This is a genomic window from Rivihabitans pingtungensis (genome assembly GCF_003201855.1).
Lineage (GTDB): Bacteria > Pseudomonadota > Gammaproteobacteria > Burkholderiales > Aquaspirillaceae > Rivihabitans > Rivihabitans pingtungensis.
Genome location: NZ_QJKI01000006.1, coordinates 53,320 through 69,893, shown reverse-complemented (window position 1 = coordinate 69,893; position 16,574 = coordinate 53,320). Strand labels below are relative to the sequence as shown.

Sequence of the window (16,574 nt, the reverse complement as noted above, 5' to 3'; positions counted from 1 at the left end):
GCCGCGCTTACTGCTGGTAGGCAATATCCAGCCAGGGCGGTGCGCCCAGGGTGGCGGTCAGCGTGGCCATCACCTCATCGCGACAGCTGACGTCGGCCACTGGCTGGTTGGCAATCCAGCCGGCCAGGGTCAGCCCGCTGGCGCGAATCGCCTCGGCGCTCAGCCGGGCGTGGTTGATGCAGCCCAGCCGCACGCCCACCACCAGCAGCACCGGAATCGCCAGCGCGCGCGCCAGGTCGGCCATGCTCAGGGTGTCGGACAGCGGCGCATACCAGCCGCCGGCGCCTTCCACCACCACGATGTCGGCGTCAGCCTGCAAGGCGGCAAAGCGCTGGCGCAGCAGCGCCAGATCAATGCTCACCCCGGCTTGGCGGGCGGCCAGGTGCGGGGAAATCGGTGGGGCAAAGCGGTAGGGGTTCATCGCGTTGCGGTCGGTTTGCCCGCTGGCGGCAATCAGTCGCTCGACGTCGTCGTTGACCAGCTCGCCATCGGCGCCCAGCGTGCAGCCGGACGCCACCGGCTTCATCGCCGCCACACGCAGGCCCTCGCCGCGCCAGCGCTCGATCAAGCGCACCGCGCTGTGGGTTTTGCCGATTTCGGTGTCAGTGCCGGTGATGAAATAGGCGCGGCTCACAGAAAGCGGTCCAGCAGCTTGCGGCTGGCTTTGTCCAGCTCGGCGGGGTTGCGAATCAGGTAGTGAATGCCGTGGCTGTCGCTGATCAGCAGCACGGGCGCGGCCATGCGGCGGATGTCGTCCTCGCCCTTGAGCACAAAGCGGGTGGGGCCCCGGTCGGTGTCCACTTCCCAGGTGCTGGGGGTGGCAAAGCTGCTGACCGAGCAAATGCGGCGAATGGTGGGCATGAACTCGCGTCCGGCCAGCTCGGCTTCGATCAGGGCGCGCATTTCGGCCGGCAGCTCGCTGAGGTGATGAATCCACGCCAGTTCGTGGCCGTCCGGGCTGACCAGCGACAAGCCATGCTCGGGCGCGCCAATCGGAAAGGCGCGCACGGCGGTGACGCCGGGGTAAACCGCGTCGCCCCGGCGCAGCTCCAGCTGGCCAAAGGCGTTGCGGGTAAGGGTGTAATCAAGGTGCATTGCTTTCTCCGCCAATCAGGGCGCCACGCCCCATTCGGCCGCCGCTTCGGCGCGGTCGGCCTCGGCCTGGCGCGCCTGCGCCTGGTACAGCTGCCAGTAAGCGCCCTGGCGCGCCATCAGCGCGTCGTGGCTGCCTTCTTCCACCACGCGGCCACGATCCAGCACCACTAGCCGGTCGGCCTTGCGCAGGGTGGACAGGCGGTGGGCAATGGCAATCGTGGTGCGGCCCTTGACCAGATTATCCAGCGCCTTCTGGATTTCTTTTTCGGTGGTGGAATCCACCGAAGAAGTCGCCTCGTCCAGAATCAAAATGCGCGGGTTGATCAGCAGCGCGCGGGCAATCGAAATGCGCTGGCGCTCGCCGCCAGACAGCGCCTGGCCGCGCTCGCCCACCAGCGAGTCATAGCCATGCGGCAGGCGCAGGATGAATTCGTGCGCGTGCGCGGCGCGGGCGGCGGCGATGATTTCTTCGCGGCTGGCGTCCGGCTTGCCGTAGGCGATGTTCTCGGCAATGGTGCCAAAAAACAGGAAGGGCTCTTGCAACACCAGGCCGATATTGCGGCGGTATTCCGCCACCGGCAGCGAGCGGATGTCCACGCCATCGACGCGAATCGATCCTTCCGACACATCGTAAAACCGGCAGATCAGGTTCACCAGCGTGCTCTTGCCCGAGCCGGAATGCCCGACCAGGCCAATCATCTCGCCAGGCTGAATATCCAGGCTGACGCCCCGGCTGACCGCGCGGTTGCCATAGCGAAAGCCCACATCGCGCAGCTCGATGCGCCCGGAAATCTGCGGCAGATGCACTGGCTTGGCCGGCTCGGGCACGCTGGAAACATGGTCGAGAATGTCAAAAATCCGCTTGGCGCCCGACGCCGCTTTTTGCGTGACCGAGACAATCCGGCTCATCGAATCCAGCCGGGTGTAAAAGCGGCTGATATAGGCCAGGAAGGCGGTCAGCACGCCGACGGTGATGTCGCCCTTGGAAATCTGCCAGATGCCAAACGCCCACACCACCAGCAGGCCGACTTCGGTCAGCAGGGTGACGGTGGGCGAAAACAAAGACCAGGTTTTGTTCAGCCGGTCGTTGATGGCCAGATTATGGCGGTTGGCCTCGCGAAAACGCTCGGCCTCGCGCTGCTCCTGGGCAAAGGCCTTGACCACGCGAATGCCGGGGATGGTGTCGGCCAGCACATTGGTGACTTCCGCCCACACCCGGTCCACTTTTTCAAAGCCGGTGCGCAGCTTGTCGCGCACATAGTGAATCAGCCAGGCGATAAACGGCAGCGGCGCCAGGGTGACAATCGCCAGCCAGGGGTTGATGGAAAACAAAATCGCCGAGGTCATGACGATCATCAGCACATCGGTGGCGAAGTCCAGCAGATGCAGCGACAAAAACACATTGATGCGGTCGGTTTCCGAGCCAATCCGCGCCATCAGGTCGCCCGTCCGCTTGCCGCCAAAATACTCCTGCGACAACTTCAGCAAGTGCTCATAGGTGGTGGTGCGCAAATCGCGGCCGATGCGCTCGGACACCAGCGCCAGAATATAGGTGCGCAGCCAGCCCAGCACCCAGGCCAGCCCGGCGGCGGCAAACAGCCCGCCCAGATAGCGGCTGACCAGCGGCCAGTCGATGGGCTTGCCGTTCTGGAACGGAATCAGCACATTGTCCATCAGCGGCATGGTCAGGTAGGGCGGCACCAGGGTGGCGGCGGTGGACGCCAGCGTCAGTAAAAACCCGCCCAGCAACTGCCAGCGGTAGGGCCGGGCAAAGCGCCACAGCCGCAGCAAGGTCCAGGTGGACGGCGGCGTGTGCAGCTCGCGGGCGCACACCGGGCAGTCGTCCTGATCGGGCGGCAGCGGGTTATGGCAGCTGGGGCAGCATGGGGTTTCGTCTTCGTCGCTGTCTTCCGGCGCGCCGTGGCGCAGCAGATGCAGCTGCGCCTCCCACTGCGCCAGCAGCCGCAGCGCCTGGGCGTTGACGTTCAGCGTGTAGCGCCATTGCGCCAGCCGCTGGCTGGCGTCGCACAGCTCCAGATTGACCACGCCGGCATGGTCGTGGTGGCGCAGCTCCAGCGCGGCGCTCAGCGGCCAGGCGCGCGCGGCGCCGCCGGCCTCGCCCCAGCTCAGCAGGCGGCGGTCGGTCAGCGCAATCAAACCATGGGCAAAACGCAGCTCGGCGTCGAGATCCAGCTCCAGCCAGCCCAGCAGGTTTTCACCTGCGGCAAGCTGGCCGCGCACGGCCGGCAGCCAGATGTCTGGCAGATCCGGGCCGGCGGGCAGGGAAAGGGTGTTGGCGTTCATGTTCGGGCGGCATCCGCAAATTCAGCCGGCTTCTGGCGCAACGCCCAAAAGCCGTGGCCCCGGACGAAGCGCCCGGGGCCGACAGGGCATCGGCGCGTGGGCGCGATGCAGGGTTGCCGGGAAGTATAACTGAAATCGGCGCGATGGCTGGCTTGGCGCCGCTCACGCGCCCCCTGGCGTGCGGGTAGGGTTTGAGCCGTCTGCCTAGCCAGGATCGCTTTGCTGCGTTTTGTGCGCAGCGCTGAGCAGCGGCTGGGCCAGTGCGACAAACGCCGCACGGGCATCGGCAAAAGCCACGGGCGGCCCAAACACCAGTTCATCGGCAAATTGCCGGTAGTCGTGGGCAAAACCGGCCGTGTCATCTTGCAAGGCGGCCAGGGCAAGACGCATCTGCCCGAGCGGGTCGTCGGCAAATTCGGGATATTGATTGCGGTATTGCGCGGCGTCGGCGTGGGTCAGCGTCGCAAAGTGCGCGTGCGGCAAGGTCTCAACCAAGCCGGGGCAGCCATGCGCGATGGCGTGAACGTCATAGACGTGACGAATGAGCCTGTCGTCATATTCTGCGCGATTGCGCTCTGCCAAAGCCTGCGCCGTGCGGCGCAAAAACGAGAGTATTTTTTCTGCCAGGGTCTCTTGCACACTGATGCACGACATGGGCTCGCCCGGCGTCGGCGCTTGCAGCAAGGCGTCCAGCATCGAACGAATTGGGCGCGATACGGTGGGCAACACCGGCGGACGGGCATTGAGCTCTATTTTGATTTCCGGGCGCAGGCTGGCCACCGGGGTAAACCGGCTGGCGTAGTGCACATTCAGCGCAATGTAGTTGTTCTCGTCGCGGGCGATGATGTGCTCGGCCGGCGTGACAAAGCCTGCGGCGTTTAGTGTGTCGGCGATGCGTTTTTTAAACTGGCTAACGAGTCGTTCACAAAACTCAGCGAAGCGGTCCTGGCTAGGCGCGCGGCCGCAGACAGTGCAAGCAGCACGGCAAGGCCGCGTAACGACGACAGGAGAGTTTTGTGGGCGGCTCTAAGGCAGCGGCTGCGGGCGCTGCGAGACAAAGCCGCTAGCACAATCAACTTGAAATCGATGTCTTCCGACATGCGCTGGATCAGACCATGCGCCTTGGCCAGGCAAGTGCCGCCACAAAACACCAGTTGAATGCCGCCGCTGTCGGCGCTGGCGATGGTGTGCAACACCTGGGTGACCAGCAGGTCTTTTTCAACCACACCTTCGACCAGCGAAGTCAGCCCCTCACCTATCGCGCTGGCGATCCAATCATGCTCTTGGTTTGTAATCGTTTTCATAACGCACCGTGCTGATGCCTACTGTGATTTTTCGGGAAATGCGCCGCTGCCCGGTGTTGAACGTGGTGTGCGCCGGAATCTGCGTCCTCCTGCCCTGGGCGTAGGCTTGTTGCGCCCGGCCCAGTTCGGCGGGCGCGCCCAGTTTGCGCAGGGTTTCCTGCGCCAGCTCAGCCAATGTCACACGCGGAATAGGCCTGCCGGACAAAACACTCGGGCGCGCCTTGGCATAGACGCCATAACCCAGCCGGACAATTCTGCCCTCGGCCTGTAGCGCCTTGAGCGCCCGGCTGATCTGGCTGGGGCTGCCCAGTTGGGCAAAGTCGGCGCGCAACACCACCTCGCCCTTACGCAGGGCAATCGAGCGCTGCATGCGCGCCTTGATGCTGAAACGAGACATAAACTCCTCCGCCACGGTCATCAAACACCAGCATTGATCCACTCTCACCTAGGCCAATATTGGCAAATATATCCAATAAAAACAATCACAAAATACAGCACACACAGCGCATTGACACTTGGCGCCGCTCACACAAGCTCAGCGCAGCGATCCTGGCTAGGCGCGCAGCCGCAGACAGTGCAAGCACTACCGCCAGGCCGCACAACAACGCCAGGAGGGGTTTGTGAGCGGCGCTGATGCACGTCATGCGCGGGCGCGCCGTCACGCCGCCACGACAAGAGCCGTGGCGGGCGCCGTGCAATTTTTGTAAAGCTGGGTAAACCTGACAGCCGCTGCTGCGTTAAAGATGTGTTATGGCCTTGCGTCCGGGTGCGGCAAGTGTCTGACCCGGTGCGCCGGCCCAATGGCCCGCGTGTGTGAATTTTGCGTCCCGACCCCCTGTTGTGTTTCTGCCAAGCCTATGAAAAAGAAAGACATTGAATTTCTCGATGTCCTGTCCCTGCGCGGACCTAACATCTGGACCTACCGCCCGGTGCTGGAAGCCTGGATTGATATCGGTGAGCTGGAGGATTTTCCTTCCAACACCTTGCCCGGCTTTAACGAGCGCCTGAGCGCCTGGTTGCCGTCGCTGGTTGAACATCGGTGCAGCATTGGCGAGCGCGGCGGCTTTTTGCAGCGGCTGCGCGATGGCACCTGGATGGGCCACATCCTTGAGCACGTCACCCTGGAGCTGCAAAACCTGGCCGGCATGCAGGCGGGGTTTGGCAAGGCGCGCGAAGCCGGGCCGCGCGGGGTGTACAAGGTGGCGATCCGCGCCCGCAACGAAACCGTGTCGCGCGCTGCGCTGAACACCGCGCGCGCGCTGCTGATGGCCGCCATCGAAGACCGCCCGTTTGACGTGGCTGCGGCGGTGGCCGAGCTGCGCGATATGGTGGATTCGCACTGTCTGGGGCCGAGCACGGCGAGCATTGTCGATGCCGCCACTGATCGCGGCATTCCGTCGATGCGGCTGAACGACGGCAATCTGGTGCAATTGGGCTATGGCGTGAACCAGCGCCGCATCTGGACCGCCGAAACCGACCAGACCAGCGCGATTGCCGAGGGGATTTCCCGCGACAAAGACCTCACCAAGCAGCTGCTGGGCTATTGCGGCGTGCCGATTCCTGAAGGCCGGCTGGTGGACAGCCCGGAAGACGCCTGGGACGCCGCCGAAGACATCGGCCTGCCGGTGGTGGTCAAGCCGTATGACGGCAACCATGGCCGTGGCGTGTGCGCCAACCTGAATTCGCGCGAAGAAGTGATGGCCGCCTACCCGGTGGCGCGCGCCGAAGGCAGCGGGGTAATTGTCGAACGCTTTATTTTTGGCGCTGAACACCGTCTGCTGGTGGTCGGCGGCAAATTGGCCGCCGCCGCGCGCGGCGAAGAAGCCGCCGTGGTGGGCGATGGCCGCTCGACCATTGTCGAGCTGATCAACAGCCAGCTCAACACCGACCCGCGTCGCGGCGAAGAAGAAGAATTCCCGCTCACCCCGATTCTGCTGGAGCGCGAACCCGCCGCCCGGCTGGAGCTGTCGCGCCAGGGCTACGATGGCCAGTCCATCCCGCCGGCCGGCCAGCGCGTGCTGGTGCAGCGCAACGGCAATATGACCTGCGACATCACCAGCCTGGTGCACCCGGACGTGGCCGCCGCCGCCGTGCTGGCGGCGCGCGTGGTGGGGCTGGACATCGCCGGGGTGGACGTGGTGGCAGAAGACATCTCCCGCCCGCTGGCGGAACAGCGCGGGGCGATTGTGGAAGTCAACGCCGGCCCCGGCCTGCTGATGCACCTGAAACCCGAATTTGGCGAACCGCGCCCGGTGGGCCGCGCCATTGTTGACAGCCTGTTCCCGGCGGGCAACGACGGCCGCATCCCGGTGGTGGCGGTGGGCGGCACCAATGGCAAAACCGTGGTGGCGCAGTTGGTGGCCAGCCTGCTGCGGCTGAGCGACAAGCGCGTGGCGCTGTCGTGCAGCGACGGCCTGTATTTTGATCAGCGCCGCATCGGCCGTGGCGATGGCTGCGGCTGGGAAGCCGCGCGCAAATGCCTGATCAACCGCAGCATCGAAGCGGCAGTGATCGAAAGCGACAGCCGCCACATCTTGGGCGAAGGCCTGGCCTACGACCGCTGCCAGGTGGCGGTGCTGACCGGCATTGGCGCTGGCGACCATCTGGGCGACTACTACATCGAACAGCCGGAACAGCTGTTCACTGTCTGGCGCACCCTGGTGGACGTGGTGCTGCCGGGCGGCGCCGCCGTGCTGAACGCCGCCGACCCGCAATTGGTGGAGATGGCCGAGCTGTGCGATGGCGAGGTGATCTATTTTGCCCGCGCCCGCAATGCGGTGATCGACGGCCATCTGGCTGCCGGCGGGCGCGCCGTGCTGCTGGAAGACGGCCAGATTGTGCTGGCGCAGGGCCGCGAGCAGCGCCAGACGCTGGGCGTGGCCGCCGATGTGCCGCTGAGCTACGACGGCCGCGTCGGCTTTCAGCTGGACAACCTGCTGGCCGCGCTGGCCGCCGCCTGGGCGCTGGGCCTGAGCGAGGACCTGATGCGCACCGGCGTGGACACTTTTGACGTTGGCCAGGCCGGTGTGCCGGGCCGCTTTACCGTGTTCCGTCGCGGCGAAGCCACCGTGGTGGTGGACGACGCCCACAACGCCGACGCCATGCGCGCGCTGATTGAGGCGCTGGACGCCTTTCCGGCAGCGCGCCGGCATGCGGTGTGCGCGCTGGGCGCGCCGCGCCGCAGCGAAGATTGGCAAGCCCAGGCTGCCGTGCTGGCGGCGGGCTTTGACCAACTGACGCTGACCACCGACGCCAGCCTGACCGTGCAAGTGGCAGCCGACGCACAGGAGACGTTCACCGCTGCGCTGCATGGCGAGCGGCTGAACGGCTGTCAGCGTCAGGACGACCCGCGTCTGGCCATCAGCCAGGCGCTGGCGGCGCTGACCGGCAGCGCCGACCTGCTGTGGATTCAAACCGGAGAAGGCCCCGAGGGAGGCCTGCTGGCGCTGGAGCTGGCGCGCCAGTGGGCGGGCCAGGCCTGAGGCATCAGACCGAGACACAACACCAGACAAACAATAACGGTTGCCCGCCGCATGCGGTGGGACCACCGGGCATCAAGGAACATTCTCAAGCTATGGACGTTTCCCGCATCCGCGCCCTGCGCGGCCCCAATCTGTGGAGCCGACACACCGCCATCGAAGCCGTGGTGTCGTGCACCCCGGCAGAATGCGCCATTGACGAGCGCGCCGGCTTTGAAGCCGCGCTGCGCGCGCGCTTTCCGGCCATTGGCGAAATCGGCCGCTCGCTGGCCAGCGCGCTGGAGGCCGCCGCCCTGGCGCTGCAAGCGCAAGCCGGCTGCCCGGTGACTTTCAGCCGCACCACGGAAACCGTCGAACCCGGCATCTATCAAGTGGTGGTGGAATACAGCGAAGAAGCCGTCGGCCGCCTGGCGTTTGACCTGGCCTGCCAGCTGTGCGAAGCGGCGATGAACGACGCGCCGTTTGAGCTGGACGCCGCGCTGGCCCAACTGCGCGAGCTGGACGAAGACGTGCGCCTGGGGCCGAGCACTGGCGCGATTGTCGACGCCGCCGTGGCGCGCGGCATTCCTTTCCGCCGGCTGACCGACGGCAGCCTGGTGCAATTTGGCTGGGGCAGCCGCCAGCAGCGCATTCAGGCAGCCGAAACCAGCCGCACCAGCGCCATTGCCGAATCCATCGCCCAGGATAAAGAACTCACCAAGATGCTGCTGGAGTCCGCTGGCGTGCCGGTGCCCAATGGCCGCTCGGTCAGCGACGCCGAAGACGCCTGGGCCGCCGCCTGCGAGCTGGGCGGGCCGGTAGTGGTCAAGCCGCGCGACGGCAACCAGGGCAAGGGCGTGGCGGTGAATCTGTCCAGCCGCGAAGAAATCATGGCCGCCTACGCCGTGGCGGTGGAGTTTCGCGATGATGTGATGGTCGAGCGCTACCTGCCCGGCCACGATTACCGCCTGCTGGTGATCGGCCACCAACTGGTGGCCGCCGCCCGCCGCGACCCGCCGCAGGTAATTGGCGATGGCGTGCACACCATCCGCGAGCTGGTGGACATCGTCAACCGCGACCCGCTGCGCAGCGACGGCCACGCCACCTCGCTGACCAAAATCCGCTTTGACGACATCGCCCTGGCCACCCTGGCCCGGCAAAAACTGCACGCCGACACCGTGCCGGCCAAGGGCCAGCGCGTGGTGTTGCGCAACAACGCCAACCTGAGCACGGGCGGCAGCGCCACCGACGTCACCGACGACGTGCACCCGGAAGTCGCCGCCCGCGCGGTGGCCGCCGCGCGCATGGTCGGCCTGGACATCTGCGGCGTGGACGTGATTTGCGAAACCGTGCTGAAACCGCTGGAAGAACAAGGCGGCGGCATTGTCGAAGTCAACGCCGCCCCCGGCCTGCGCATGCACCTGGCGCCGTCGTTCGGCAAGGGCCGCGCCGTCGGCGAAGCCATCATCAACACCATGTACCCGGCGCACGACAACGGCCGCATCCCGGTGGTGGCGGTGGCCGGCACCAATGGCAAAACCACCACCGTGCGCCTGATCGCCCATCTCTTGGGCAGCAAGGGCCTGCGCGTGGGCATGACCAACTCCGACGGCGTGTATATCCAGCGCCGCCGCATCGACACCGGCGATTGCTCTGGCCCGCGCAGCGCGCGCAGCGTGCTGATGCACCCGGAAGTGGACGCCGCCGTATTCGAAACCGCCCGTGGCGGCGTGCTGCGCGAAGGCCTGGCCTTTGACCGCTGCGATGTGGCCGTGGTCACCAATATCGGTGCTGGCGACCACCTGGGCCTGAACTACATCACCACGGTGGAAGACCTGGCCGTGGTCAAGCGGGTGATTGTGCAAAATGTCGCCCCCAGCGGCATGGCCGTGCTCAACGCCGCCGACCCCAGCGTGGTGGCGATGGCCGCCAGCTGCCCCGGCGGCGTGACCTTCTTTGCCCGCGACCGCAACCACCCGGTGATGGCCACCCACCGCGCCCAGGGCCACCGCATTGTCTATCTGGAAGACGGCCAGATCGTCGCCGCTCAGGGCGAAATGCGCCACCGCATCGCCCTGACCGAAATCCCACTCACCCAGGGCGGACGCATTGGTTTTCAGGTGGAAAACGCCATGGCCGCCGTCGCCGCCGCCTGGGCGCTGGGCCTGGAATGGCCAGTGGTGCACGCCGGCCTGGCCTCGTTCATCAACGACGCCGCCACCGCGCCGGGCCGCTTCAACACCTTTAACTACCAGGGCGCGATGGTCATCGCCGACTACGGCCACAACCCGGACGCCATGCTGGCCCTGGTGCAAGCCATCGACAACCTGCCCAGCGAACGCCGCAGCGTGGTGATCAGCGGCGCCGGCGACCGCCGCGACCAAGACATCCGCGACCAAACCCGCATCCTCGGCGCAGCGTTTGATTCGGTGATCCTCTACCAGGACGCCTGCCAACGCGGCCGCGCCGACGGCGAAGTGCTCGCCCTGCTGCGCCAAGGCCTGCAAGACGCCCCGCGCACCCGCCACAGCGAAGAAATCCAGGGCGAATTCAACGCCATCGACCGCGCGCTGGCCCAACTGAATCCGGGTGATTTGTGCCTGATCCTGGTCGATCAGGTGGAAGAAGCCCTGGCGCATATCGCCAAGCGGGTGGCGGAGGTGAGTTGAGGTAGGGTGAGGTGACGGGTGGTAAGCTGAAACGCGCTGCCCGTGATAGCCAGAGGGAAAAATACAGGCCACGCCGGCGACGGCGTGGCCTGTTTCATCACCGCGCTATCACCCCGCCTTGCGCGGTGGAGCCAGAATCAGCCGGGTTTTGGCCAGGCGGTCGTGCAGGAATTGGCCGTCCGGGTCGAGCCAGGCCCAGCCGTAGGGCAGCAGCAGCCACAGGGCGGCGACGATGCCGGCTTGTTTGGGCGCCAGCACGCGGCCCCAGGCCAGGTAGGACAGCGCCGGAAAGCCAATCAGCAGGGCGGCCAGCACGGCAAAGCGCAGGGCGGCGCTGCGGCGGTCCAGCGCTTGGCCGTCGGCGCGGGCCAGGCGGATTTTCCAGGTTTTCATCGCCAGGGTTTGCCCACCGCGCCGCCAGGACCAGTCGCAGTAAAAATACAGCACGGCCAACAGATAAAGCCGGAATAGCGCATGCAGCCAGGCCGCTTGGCCCAGCCAGGCAAACAGCGGTTGAAACAGCGCGGCGGCGGCCAGCAGCAGGGCGGCCAGCAGCAGGGCTTCGTAGAGCAGGCTGCCCAGCCGGCGCAGTTTGCCGGCAAGCGTGAATGGGGTCATGACCGAGTCGGGCGAAGTCGAAACGGCTTATTGTAGCGGTTTTGCCGCTTCGGCTGGGGGGGAGACGGGCGGAGAGCTCACCAGGGCGGCGGGGGCGGCCGGCGTGGAGGCGGGCGCAGCCGTGACAGGCGTGGCCGCCAGTGGGGCGACGGTTGGCGGCGGCGTCAGTTTGGCGCGCAGTTTTTCTTCGGTGCGCTTGCGCTCATCCGGCGGCAGTTGCAGCAGCTTTTTCATGTTGACGCGCGCTTCATCGCGCGAGGTTTGCGGCAACTCCAGCCAGTGCGGCAACCGGGCCTGGATTTTGGCTTGCTCGTCAGCGCTCATGTCCGGGTAGCGCTTGGCAATATTAATCAGCCGTTGTTTTTTGTGCTTGGAAAAGCCGTTCCATTCGTTGATCACTGGCGCCAGAATCTGGCGTTGCTGGGCGGTGAGCTCGTGCCACAGCGGCCCCGCTGGTGCGGGCTTGGCGGCTGGCGTGGCCGCGGGGCTGGCGGCTGGCGCTGGCGGCTGCGCCACGGCTGGCCCCGCATGCGCCGCGCTCAGCGCCAGGCTTGCACACGCCAGGCTGACAGCAAAACGGCAAGGGCAAACAAGCAAGCGCCAGCGCATGGCTTACAGATCTCGGGTGAAGTTGGGGTGCAGGTAGGCTTCTACCGGCAAATCGCTGGTGAGCAGGGCAATGTCCACATCGGCCTCGCTGGGGGTGCGCCATTCGGCCCAGCCCAGATAGCCGACCGACAGTGCGGTGACCATGGCCATGGCCCAGGCGCTGCGCCGGGCGGCGGCATTGTGTGCGGTCAGCCAGCGGCCCAGCGCTTCAGGCAGGCGCACACGCTGGCGCTGGCGCTGGGCATGGCGGGCCAGCGCGGCGGCGCGTACACGCGCCAGCCGGGCGGCAGCATGCGGCGGCACGGGGCGCGAATTCAGGTGTTCAACCAGTAGGCGTTGAAGAGCGTCGTATTTCATGATGGTCAGAGTGTCACGCCGTGCCGCGACAGCCAGGCCGCCAGGGCGTGGGTGGCGCGGGAGCAGTGGGTTTTCACGCTGCCTTGCGAGCAGCCCATGGCGGCGGCAGTGTCGGCCACGTCCATTCCTTCCCAATAACGCAGCAGGAAGGCTTGCCGTTGACGCAGAGGCAAATTTTCCAGCGCGGCGTCCAGTTGTTCGGCCAATTGCTTGCGCGCCAGCCAGTCTTCGGGGGTGGTGGGGTGGCTGTCGGCGTCACCGGCCAGCAGTTCGTCCGGGTCCAGGCCATCGTGTTCCCCATCGGCATCGACATGGGCGCCATGGCTGGGGCGCAACAGGGAAAACAGGCTCACCCAGCGGTTGCGCACCTGGCTGCGCCGGTAGTGGTCACGAATGGTGTTTTGCAGAATGCGCTGAAACAGCAGCGGCAGTTCTTCGGCGGGGGCGTGGGCGTAGCGGTCAGCCAGCTTGAGCATGGCATCCTGCACGATGTCCAGTGCGTGGTCTTCATCGTGGGTGGCATACAGGGCCTGCTTGAACGCGCGGCGCTCCACTTCCGCCAGGAAGGTGGTCATCTCGGTTGGGGTGGCCATGAAATCGCGCTGGGCTCTGCCGGTTTGCTACGAGCGGCCATGGTATCAAAAGCCACGCCGGGCCGGTAGCCGGGGCGGGCGGGCCGAATGGGTCGGATGTCGCCATGTTGCAGCCCAACAAATGGCTTGACCATGCTTTGCCGGATAAGATAAGTTCATTTTTTTACAAGGGCATGAACTAGCAGGACTTCAAGAGGCATTATGCAGATCTCGGGCGCGGAAATCGTCGTGCGCTGCTTGCAGGAGGAAGGCGTCGAATTTGTTTTCGGCTACCCCGGCGGCGCGGTGTTGGAAATCTATGACGCTATCTTTCAGCAAGATAGCTTCAGACATGTGTTGGTGCGTCACGAACAGGCGGCCGTACACGCGGCTGACGGGTATTCGCGCTCCAGCAACAAGGTGGGCGTGGCGCTGGTGACTTCCGGTCCGGGCGCCACCAATGCGGTCACCGGCATTGCCACCGCCTACTCGGATTCGATTCCGATGGTGGTGATCTCCGGTCAGGTGGGCACGCCGGCCATTGGCCTGGACGCCTTCCAGGAAGTGGACATGGTGGGCATCACCCGCCCGTGCGTGAAGCACAACTTCCTGGTCAAGGACGTCAACGACCTGGCTGCCACCATGAAAAAGGCGTTCTACATCGCCAGCACTGGCCGTCCCGGCCCGGTGGTGGTGGACATCCCCAAGGACGTCACCATCGCCAAGACCGACTTCCAGTATCCGGATTCGGTCAATATCCGCTCGTATGTGCCGATCAACAAGGGCCATCCGGGTCAGATCAAAAAAGCCGTCAACCTGCTGGGCGAGGCCAAGCGCCCGTTTGTGTATGTCGGCGGCGGCGCCGTGCTGGCCAACGCCAGCGAAGAAGTGCGCGAGCTGGTGCGCCTGATCAACGCCCCGTGCACCAACACGCTGATGGGTCTGGGCGCCTATCCGGGCACCGACCCGCAGTTTGTCGGCATGCTGGGCATGCACGGCACTTACGAAGCCAATATGGCCATGCAGTACTGTGATGTGCTGGTGGCCATCGGCGCGCGCTTTGACGACCGCGTGATCAGCGTGCCATCGCACTTTCTGGCGCAGCCGAAAAAAATCATTCACATCGACATCGACCCGTCGTCGATCGCCAAGCGCGTGAAGGTGGACATCCCCATCGTCGGCAACGTCAAGGACGTGCTGGTCGAGATGATCGCCCAGCTCAAGGCTGGCGATGTGCGCCCGGACGCCGAGGCGCTGGGCAACTGGTGGACGCAGGTGGAAGCCTGGCGCGCGCCGCAGTCGCTATGGTTTGACCAGCCGGAAGACATCATCAAGCCGCAGTTTGTGGTGCAAAAGCTGTGGGAAGTGACGGGTGGCGACGCCATCGTCACCTCCGACGTCGGCCAGCACCAGATGTTTGCCGCCCAGTATTACAAGTTCGACCGCCCCAAGCAGTGGATCAATTCCGGCGGTCTGGGCACCATGGGCTTTGGCCTGCCGGCCGCCATGGGCGCGCAGTTGGCCAACCCGGACGCCACCGTGGCCTGCATCACCGGCGAAGCGTCGATCCAGATGAATATTCAGGAACTCTCCACCTGCAAGCAGTACCATGTGCCGGTGAAGATCGTGAACCTGAACAACCGTTATCTGGGCATGGTGCGCCAGTGGCAGGAATTCTTCTACGGCAATCGTTATTCCGAATCCTACATGGACGCGCTGCCTGACTTCGTCAAGCTGGCCGAGGCCTATGGCCATGTCGGCATGCGCATCGAGCGCCCGGCCGACGTCGAGCCGGCGCTGCGCGAAGCCATGAAGCTGAAAGAACGCCTGGTGTTCCTCGACTTCCTCACCGACCAGAAGGCCAACGTCTTCCCGATGGTGGGCAATGGCAAGGGCCTGAACCAGATGGATCTGCCCCCGCACATGCGCGATCTGCAGCTGGGCGTTCCGCCCTACGACCGCGACTACGGCAACCTGAGCTAAAAAGAACACGGCACCATGCGACACATTCTTTCCATCCTGATTGAAAACGAAGCCGGGGCGCTGTCCCGCGTGGTCGGGCTGTTTTCCGCGCGCGCCTACAACATTGACTCGCTGACCGTCTCCACCACCGAAGACCCGACCCTGTCGCGGATGACCATCGTCACCCACGGCTCGGACGAGGTGATCGAGCAGATCACCAAGCAGCTGAACAAGCTGATCGAAGTGGTGAAGGTGATCGACCTGAACGAATCCGAGCACGTCGAGCGCGAAATGATGCTGATCAAGGTCCGCGCCGCCGGCAAGGACCGCGAAGAAATGAAGCGGATGACGGATATTTTCCGTGGCCGCATTATCGACGTGACCGAAAAGACCTACACTGTCGAGTTAACCGGCACGAGCGACAAGCTCAACGCCTTTATCGACGCCCTGGACCGCACAGTGATCCTGGAAACGGTCCGCACCGGCGCATCCGGCATTGGTCGCGGCGAACGCATCCTCAAGGTGTGACGCCGCTTAACAATCGCACCCCGCCGGGCAATCTTGCCCGGCATTGAACTTTATTTACAGAAACAGCAGGGGACACCCAACATGCAAGTGTTTTACGACAAGGACGCCGATCTCTCCATCATCAAGGGCAAGAAGGTCGCCATCATCGGTTACGGCTCGCAAGGCCACGCCCACGCCCAGAACCTGAAGGATTCCGGCGTGGACGTCGTGGTGGGCCTGCGCAAGGACGGCGCCTCCTGGAAAAAAGCCGAGAACGCTGGCCACAAGGTCAAAGAAGTCGCCGACGCCGTGAAAAAGGCCGACGTGGTGATGATTCTGCTGCCGGACGAATCCCAACCGGACGTCTACCGCAACGACATCGCCCCGAACCTGAAAAAAGGTTCCGCCCTGGCGTTTGCCCACGGCTTCAACATCCATTACAACCAGATCGTGCCGCCGGCTGATGTGGACGTGATCATGGTGGCCCCGAAAGGCCCGGGCCACACCGTGCGCTCCGAATACGTCAAGGGCGGCGGCGTGCCGACCCTGATCGCTGTCTACCAGGACAACTCCGGCAAGGCCCGCGACATCGCCCTGTCCTACGCTGCAGCCAATGGCGGCACCAAGGGCGGCGTGATCGAAACCAACTTCCGCGAAGAAACCGAAACCGACCTGTTCGGCGAACAAGCCGTGCTGTGCGGCGGCGCCGTGGAACTGGTCAAGGCTGGTTTTGAAACCCTGGTTGAAGCCGGCTACGCCCCGGAAATGGCCTACTTCGAGTGCCTGCACGAACTGAAGCTGATCGTGGACCTCATGTACGAAGGCGGCATCGCCAACATGAACTACTCGATCTCCAACAACGCCGAATATGGCGAATACGTGACCGGCCCGGAAGTGGTGACCGCCGCCACCAAGGAAGCGATGAAGAAAGCCCTGTATCGCATCCAGTCCGGCGAATACGCCAAGATGTTCATCCTGGAAGGCAAGACCAACTACCCGAGCATGACCGCTCGCCGCCGCCTGACCGCCGATCACCAGATCGAAAAGGTCGGCGCTCAGCTGCGCGCCATGATGCCGTGGATCGCCAAGAACAAGCTGGTGGATCAGGCCAAGAACTGA

15 protein-coding genes are annotated in these 16,574 nt (G+C 64.9%); 5 read left to right on the top strand and 10 right to left on the bottom strand.

Annotated features, from left to right (window positions below; translation table 11 throughout):
• Nucleotides 1-7: 7 nt before the first annotated feature.
• The 6 genes from bioD to DFR34_RS06515 form a co-directional block, all read right to left on the bottom strand.
• Nucleotides 8-634, bottom strand: coding sequence for a dethiobiotin synthase (bioD, locus tag DFR34_RS06540; RefSeq protein WP_110390355.1), 627 nt, complete (start codon nt 632-634; stop codon nt 8-10).
• Nucleotides 631-1,095: a cyanophycin metabolism-associated DUF1854 family protein gene (locus tag DFR34_RS06535; RefSeq protein WP_110390354.1), complete on the bottom strand. Its 465-nt coding sequence runs from the start codon at nt 1,093-1,095 to the stop codon at nt 631-633. The genes bioD and DFR34_RS06535 overlap by 4 nt, the downstream gene beginning before the upstream one ends.
• Before the next feature lie 15 nt (nt 1,096-1,110).
• Nucleotides 1,111-3,399 carry a cyanophycin metabolism-associated ABC transporter gene (locus DFR34_RS06530; protein ID WP_110390353.1) on the bottom strand — a complete coding sequence of 763 codons (2,289 nt, stop codon included), beginning with the start codon at nt 3,397-3,399 and terminating at the stop codon, nt 1,111-1,113.
• Nucleotides 3,400-3,603: 204 nt separating this feature from the next.
• Entirely contained in the window at nt 3,604-4,293 is a 690-nt protein-coding gene (locus DFR34_RS17735; RefSeq protein ID WP_110390352.1) for a nucleotidyl transferase AbiEii/AbiGii toxin family protein, read from the bottom strand.
• Nucleotides 4,278-4,703 (bottom strand): nucleotidyl transferase AbiEii/AbiGii toxin family protein, encoded by a 426-nt coding sequence (locus DFR34_RS17730; protein WP_110390351.1) that lies wholly within the window; start codon nt 4,701-4,703, stop codon nt 4,278-4,280. Before DFR34_RS17730 ends, DFR34_RS17735 begins: the two co-directional genes overlap by 16 nt.
• Entirely contained in the window at nt 4,675-5,100 is a 426-nt protein-coding gene (locus DFR34_RS06515; protein ID WP_110390446.1) for a DUF6088 family protein, read from the bottom strand. The genes DFR34_RS17730 and DFR34_RS06515 overlap by 29 nt, the downstream gene beginning before the upstream one ends.
• Before the next feature lie 460 nt (nt 5,101-5,560).
• Here DFR34_RS06515 and DFR34_RS06510 point away from each other — a divergent pair, with 460 nt between their 5' ends.
• Nucleotides 5,561-8,185 carry a cyanophycin synthetase gene (locus DFR34_RS06510; protein WP_110390350.1) on the top strand — a complete coding sequence of 875 codons (2,625 nt, stop codon included), beginning with the start codon at nt 5,561-5,563 and terminating at the stop codon, nt 8,183-8,185.
• Nucleotides 8,186-8,277: 92 nt separating this feature from the next.
• Nucleotides 8,278-10,830 (top strand): cyanophycin synthetase, encoded by a 2,553-nt coding sequence (gene cphA / locus DFR34_RS06505; protein ID WP_110390349.1) that lies wholly within the window; start codon nt 8,278-8,280, stop codon nt 10,828-10,830.
• A gap of 108 nt (nt 10,831-10,938) precedes the next feature.
• Here the strand turns inward: cphA and DFR34_RS06500 are convergent, their stop codons facing one another.
• The 4 genes from DFR34_RS06500 to DFR34_RS06485 are packed head-to-tail and all read right to left on the bottom strand — an operon-like array spanning nt 10,939 to nt 13,007.
• Nucleotides 10,939-11,448, bottom strand: a complete 510-nt coding sequence (locus tag DFR34_RS06500; RefSeq protein WP_110390348.1) for an RDD family protein — start codon at nt 11,446-11,448, stop codon at nt 10,939-10,941.
• A gap of 27 nt (nt 11,449-11,475) precedes the next feature.
• Nucleotides 11,476-12,045, bottom strand: a complete 570-nt coding sequence (locus tag DFR34_RS06495) for a DUF3106 domain-containing protein (RefSeq protein ID WP_158281750.1) — start codon at nt 12,043-12,045, stop codon at nt 11,476-11,478.
• 15 nt (nt 12,046-12,060) lie between these two features.
• Nucleotides 12,061-12,414 carry a DUF3619 family protein gene (locus DFR34_RS06490; RefSeq protein WP_110390346.1) on the bottom strand — a complete coding sequence of 118 codons (354 nt, stop codon included), beginning with the start codon at nt 12,412-12,414 and terminating at the stop codon, nt 12,061-12,063.
• Nucleotides 12,415-12,419: 5 nt separating this feature from the next.
• A complete protein-coding gene (locus tag DFR34_RS06485) occupies nt 12,420-13,007 on the bottom strand; it encodes an RNA polymerase sigma factor (RefSeq protein ID WP_110390345.1) in 588 nt (195 codons plus the stop codon).
• Nucleotides 13,008-13,208: 201 nt separating this feature from the next.
• Between DFR34_RS06485 and ilvB the strand changes: the two genes are divergently transcribed.
• The 3 genes from ilvB to ilvC all read left to right on the top strand — a co-directional run bounded on the left by ilvB (nt 13,209) and on the right by ilvC (nt 16,574).
• On the top strand, nt 13,209-14,969 hold the full coding sequence (gene ilvB / locus DFR34_RS06480) for a biosynthetic-type acetolactate synthase large subunit (RefSeq protein ID WP_110390344.1): 1,761 nt from the start codon (nt 13,209-13,211) through the stop codon (nt 14,967-14,969).
• Nucleotides 14,970-14,984: 15 nt separating this feature from the next.
• Nucleotides 14,985-15,476 (top strand): acetolactate synthase small subunit, encoded by a 492-nt coding sequence (gene ilvN / locus DFR34_RS06475; protein ID WP_110390343.1) that lies wholly within the window; start codon nt 14,985-14,987, stop codon nt 15,474-15,476.
• Nucleotides 15,477-15,557: 81 nt separating this feature from the next.
• Nucleotides 15,558-16,574: a ketol-acid reductoisomerase gene (ilvC, locus tag DFR34_RS06470; protein WP_110390342.1), complete on the top strand. Its 1,017-nt coding sequence runs from the start codon at nt 15,558-15,560 to the stop codon at nt 16,572-16,574.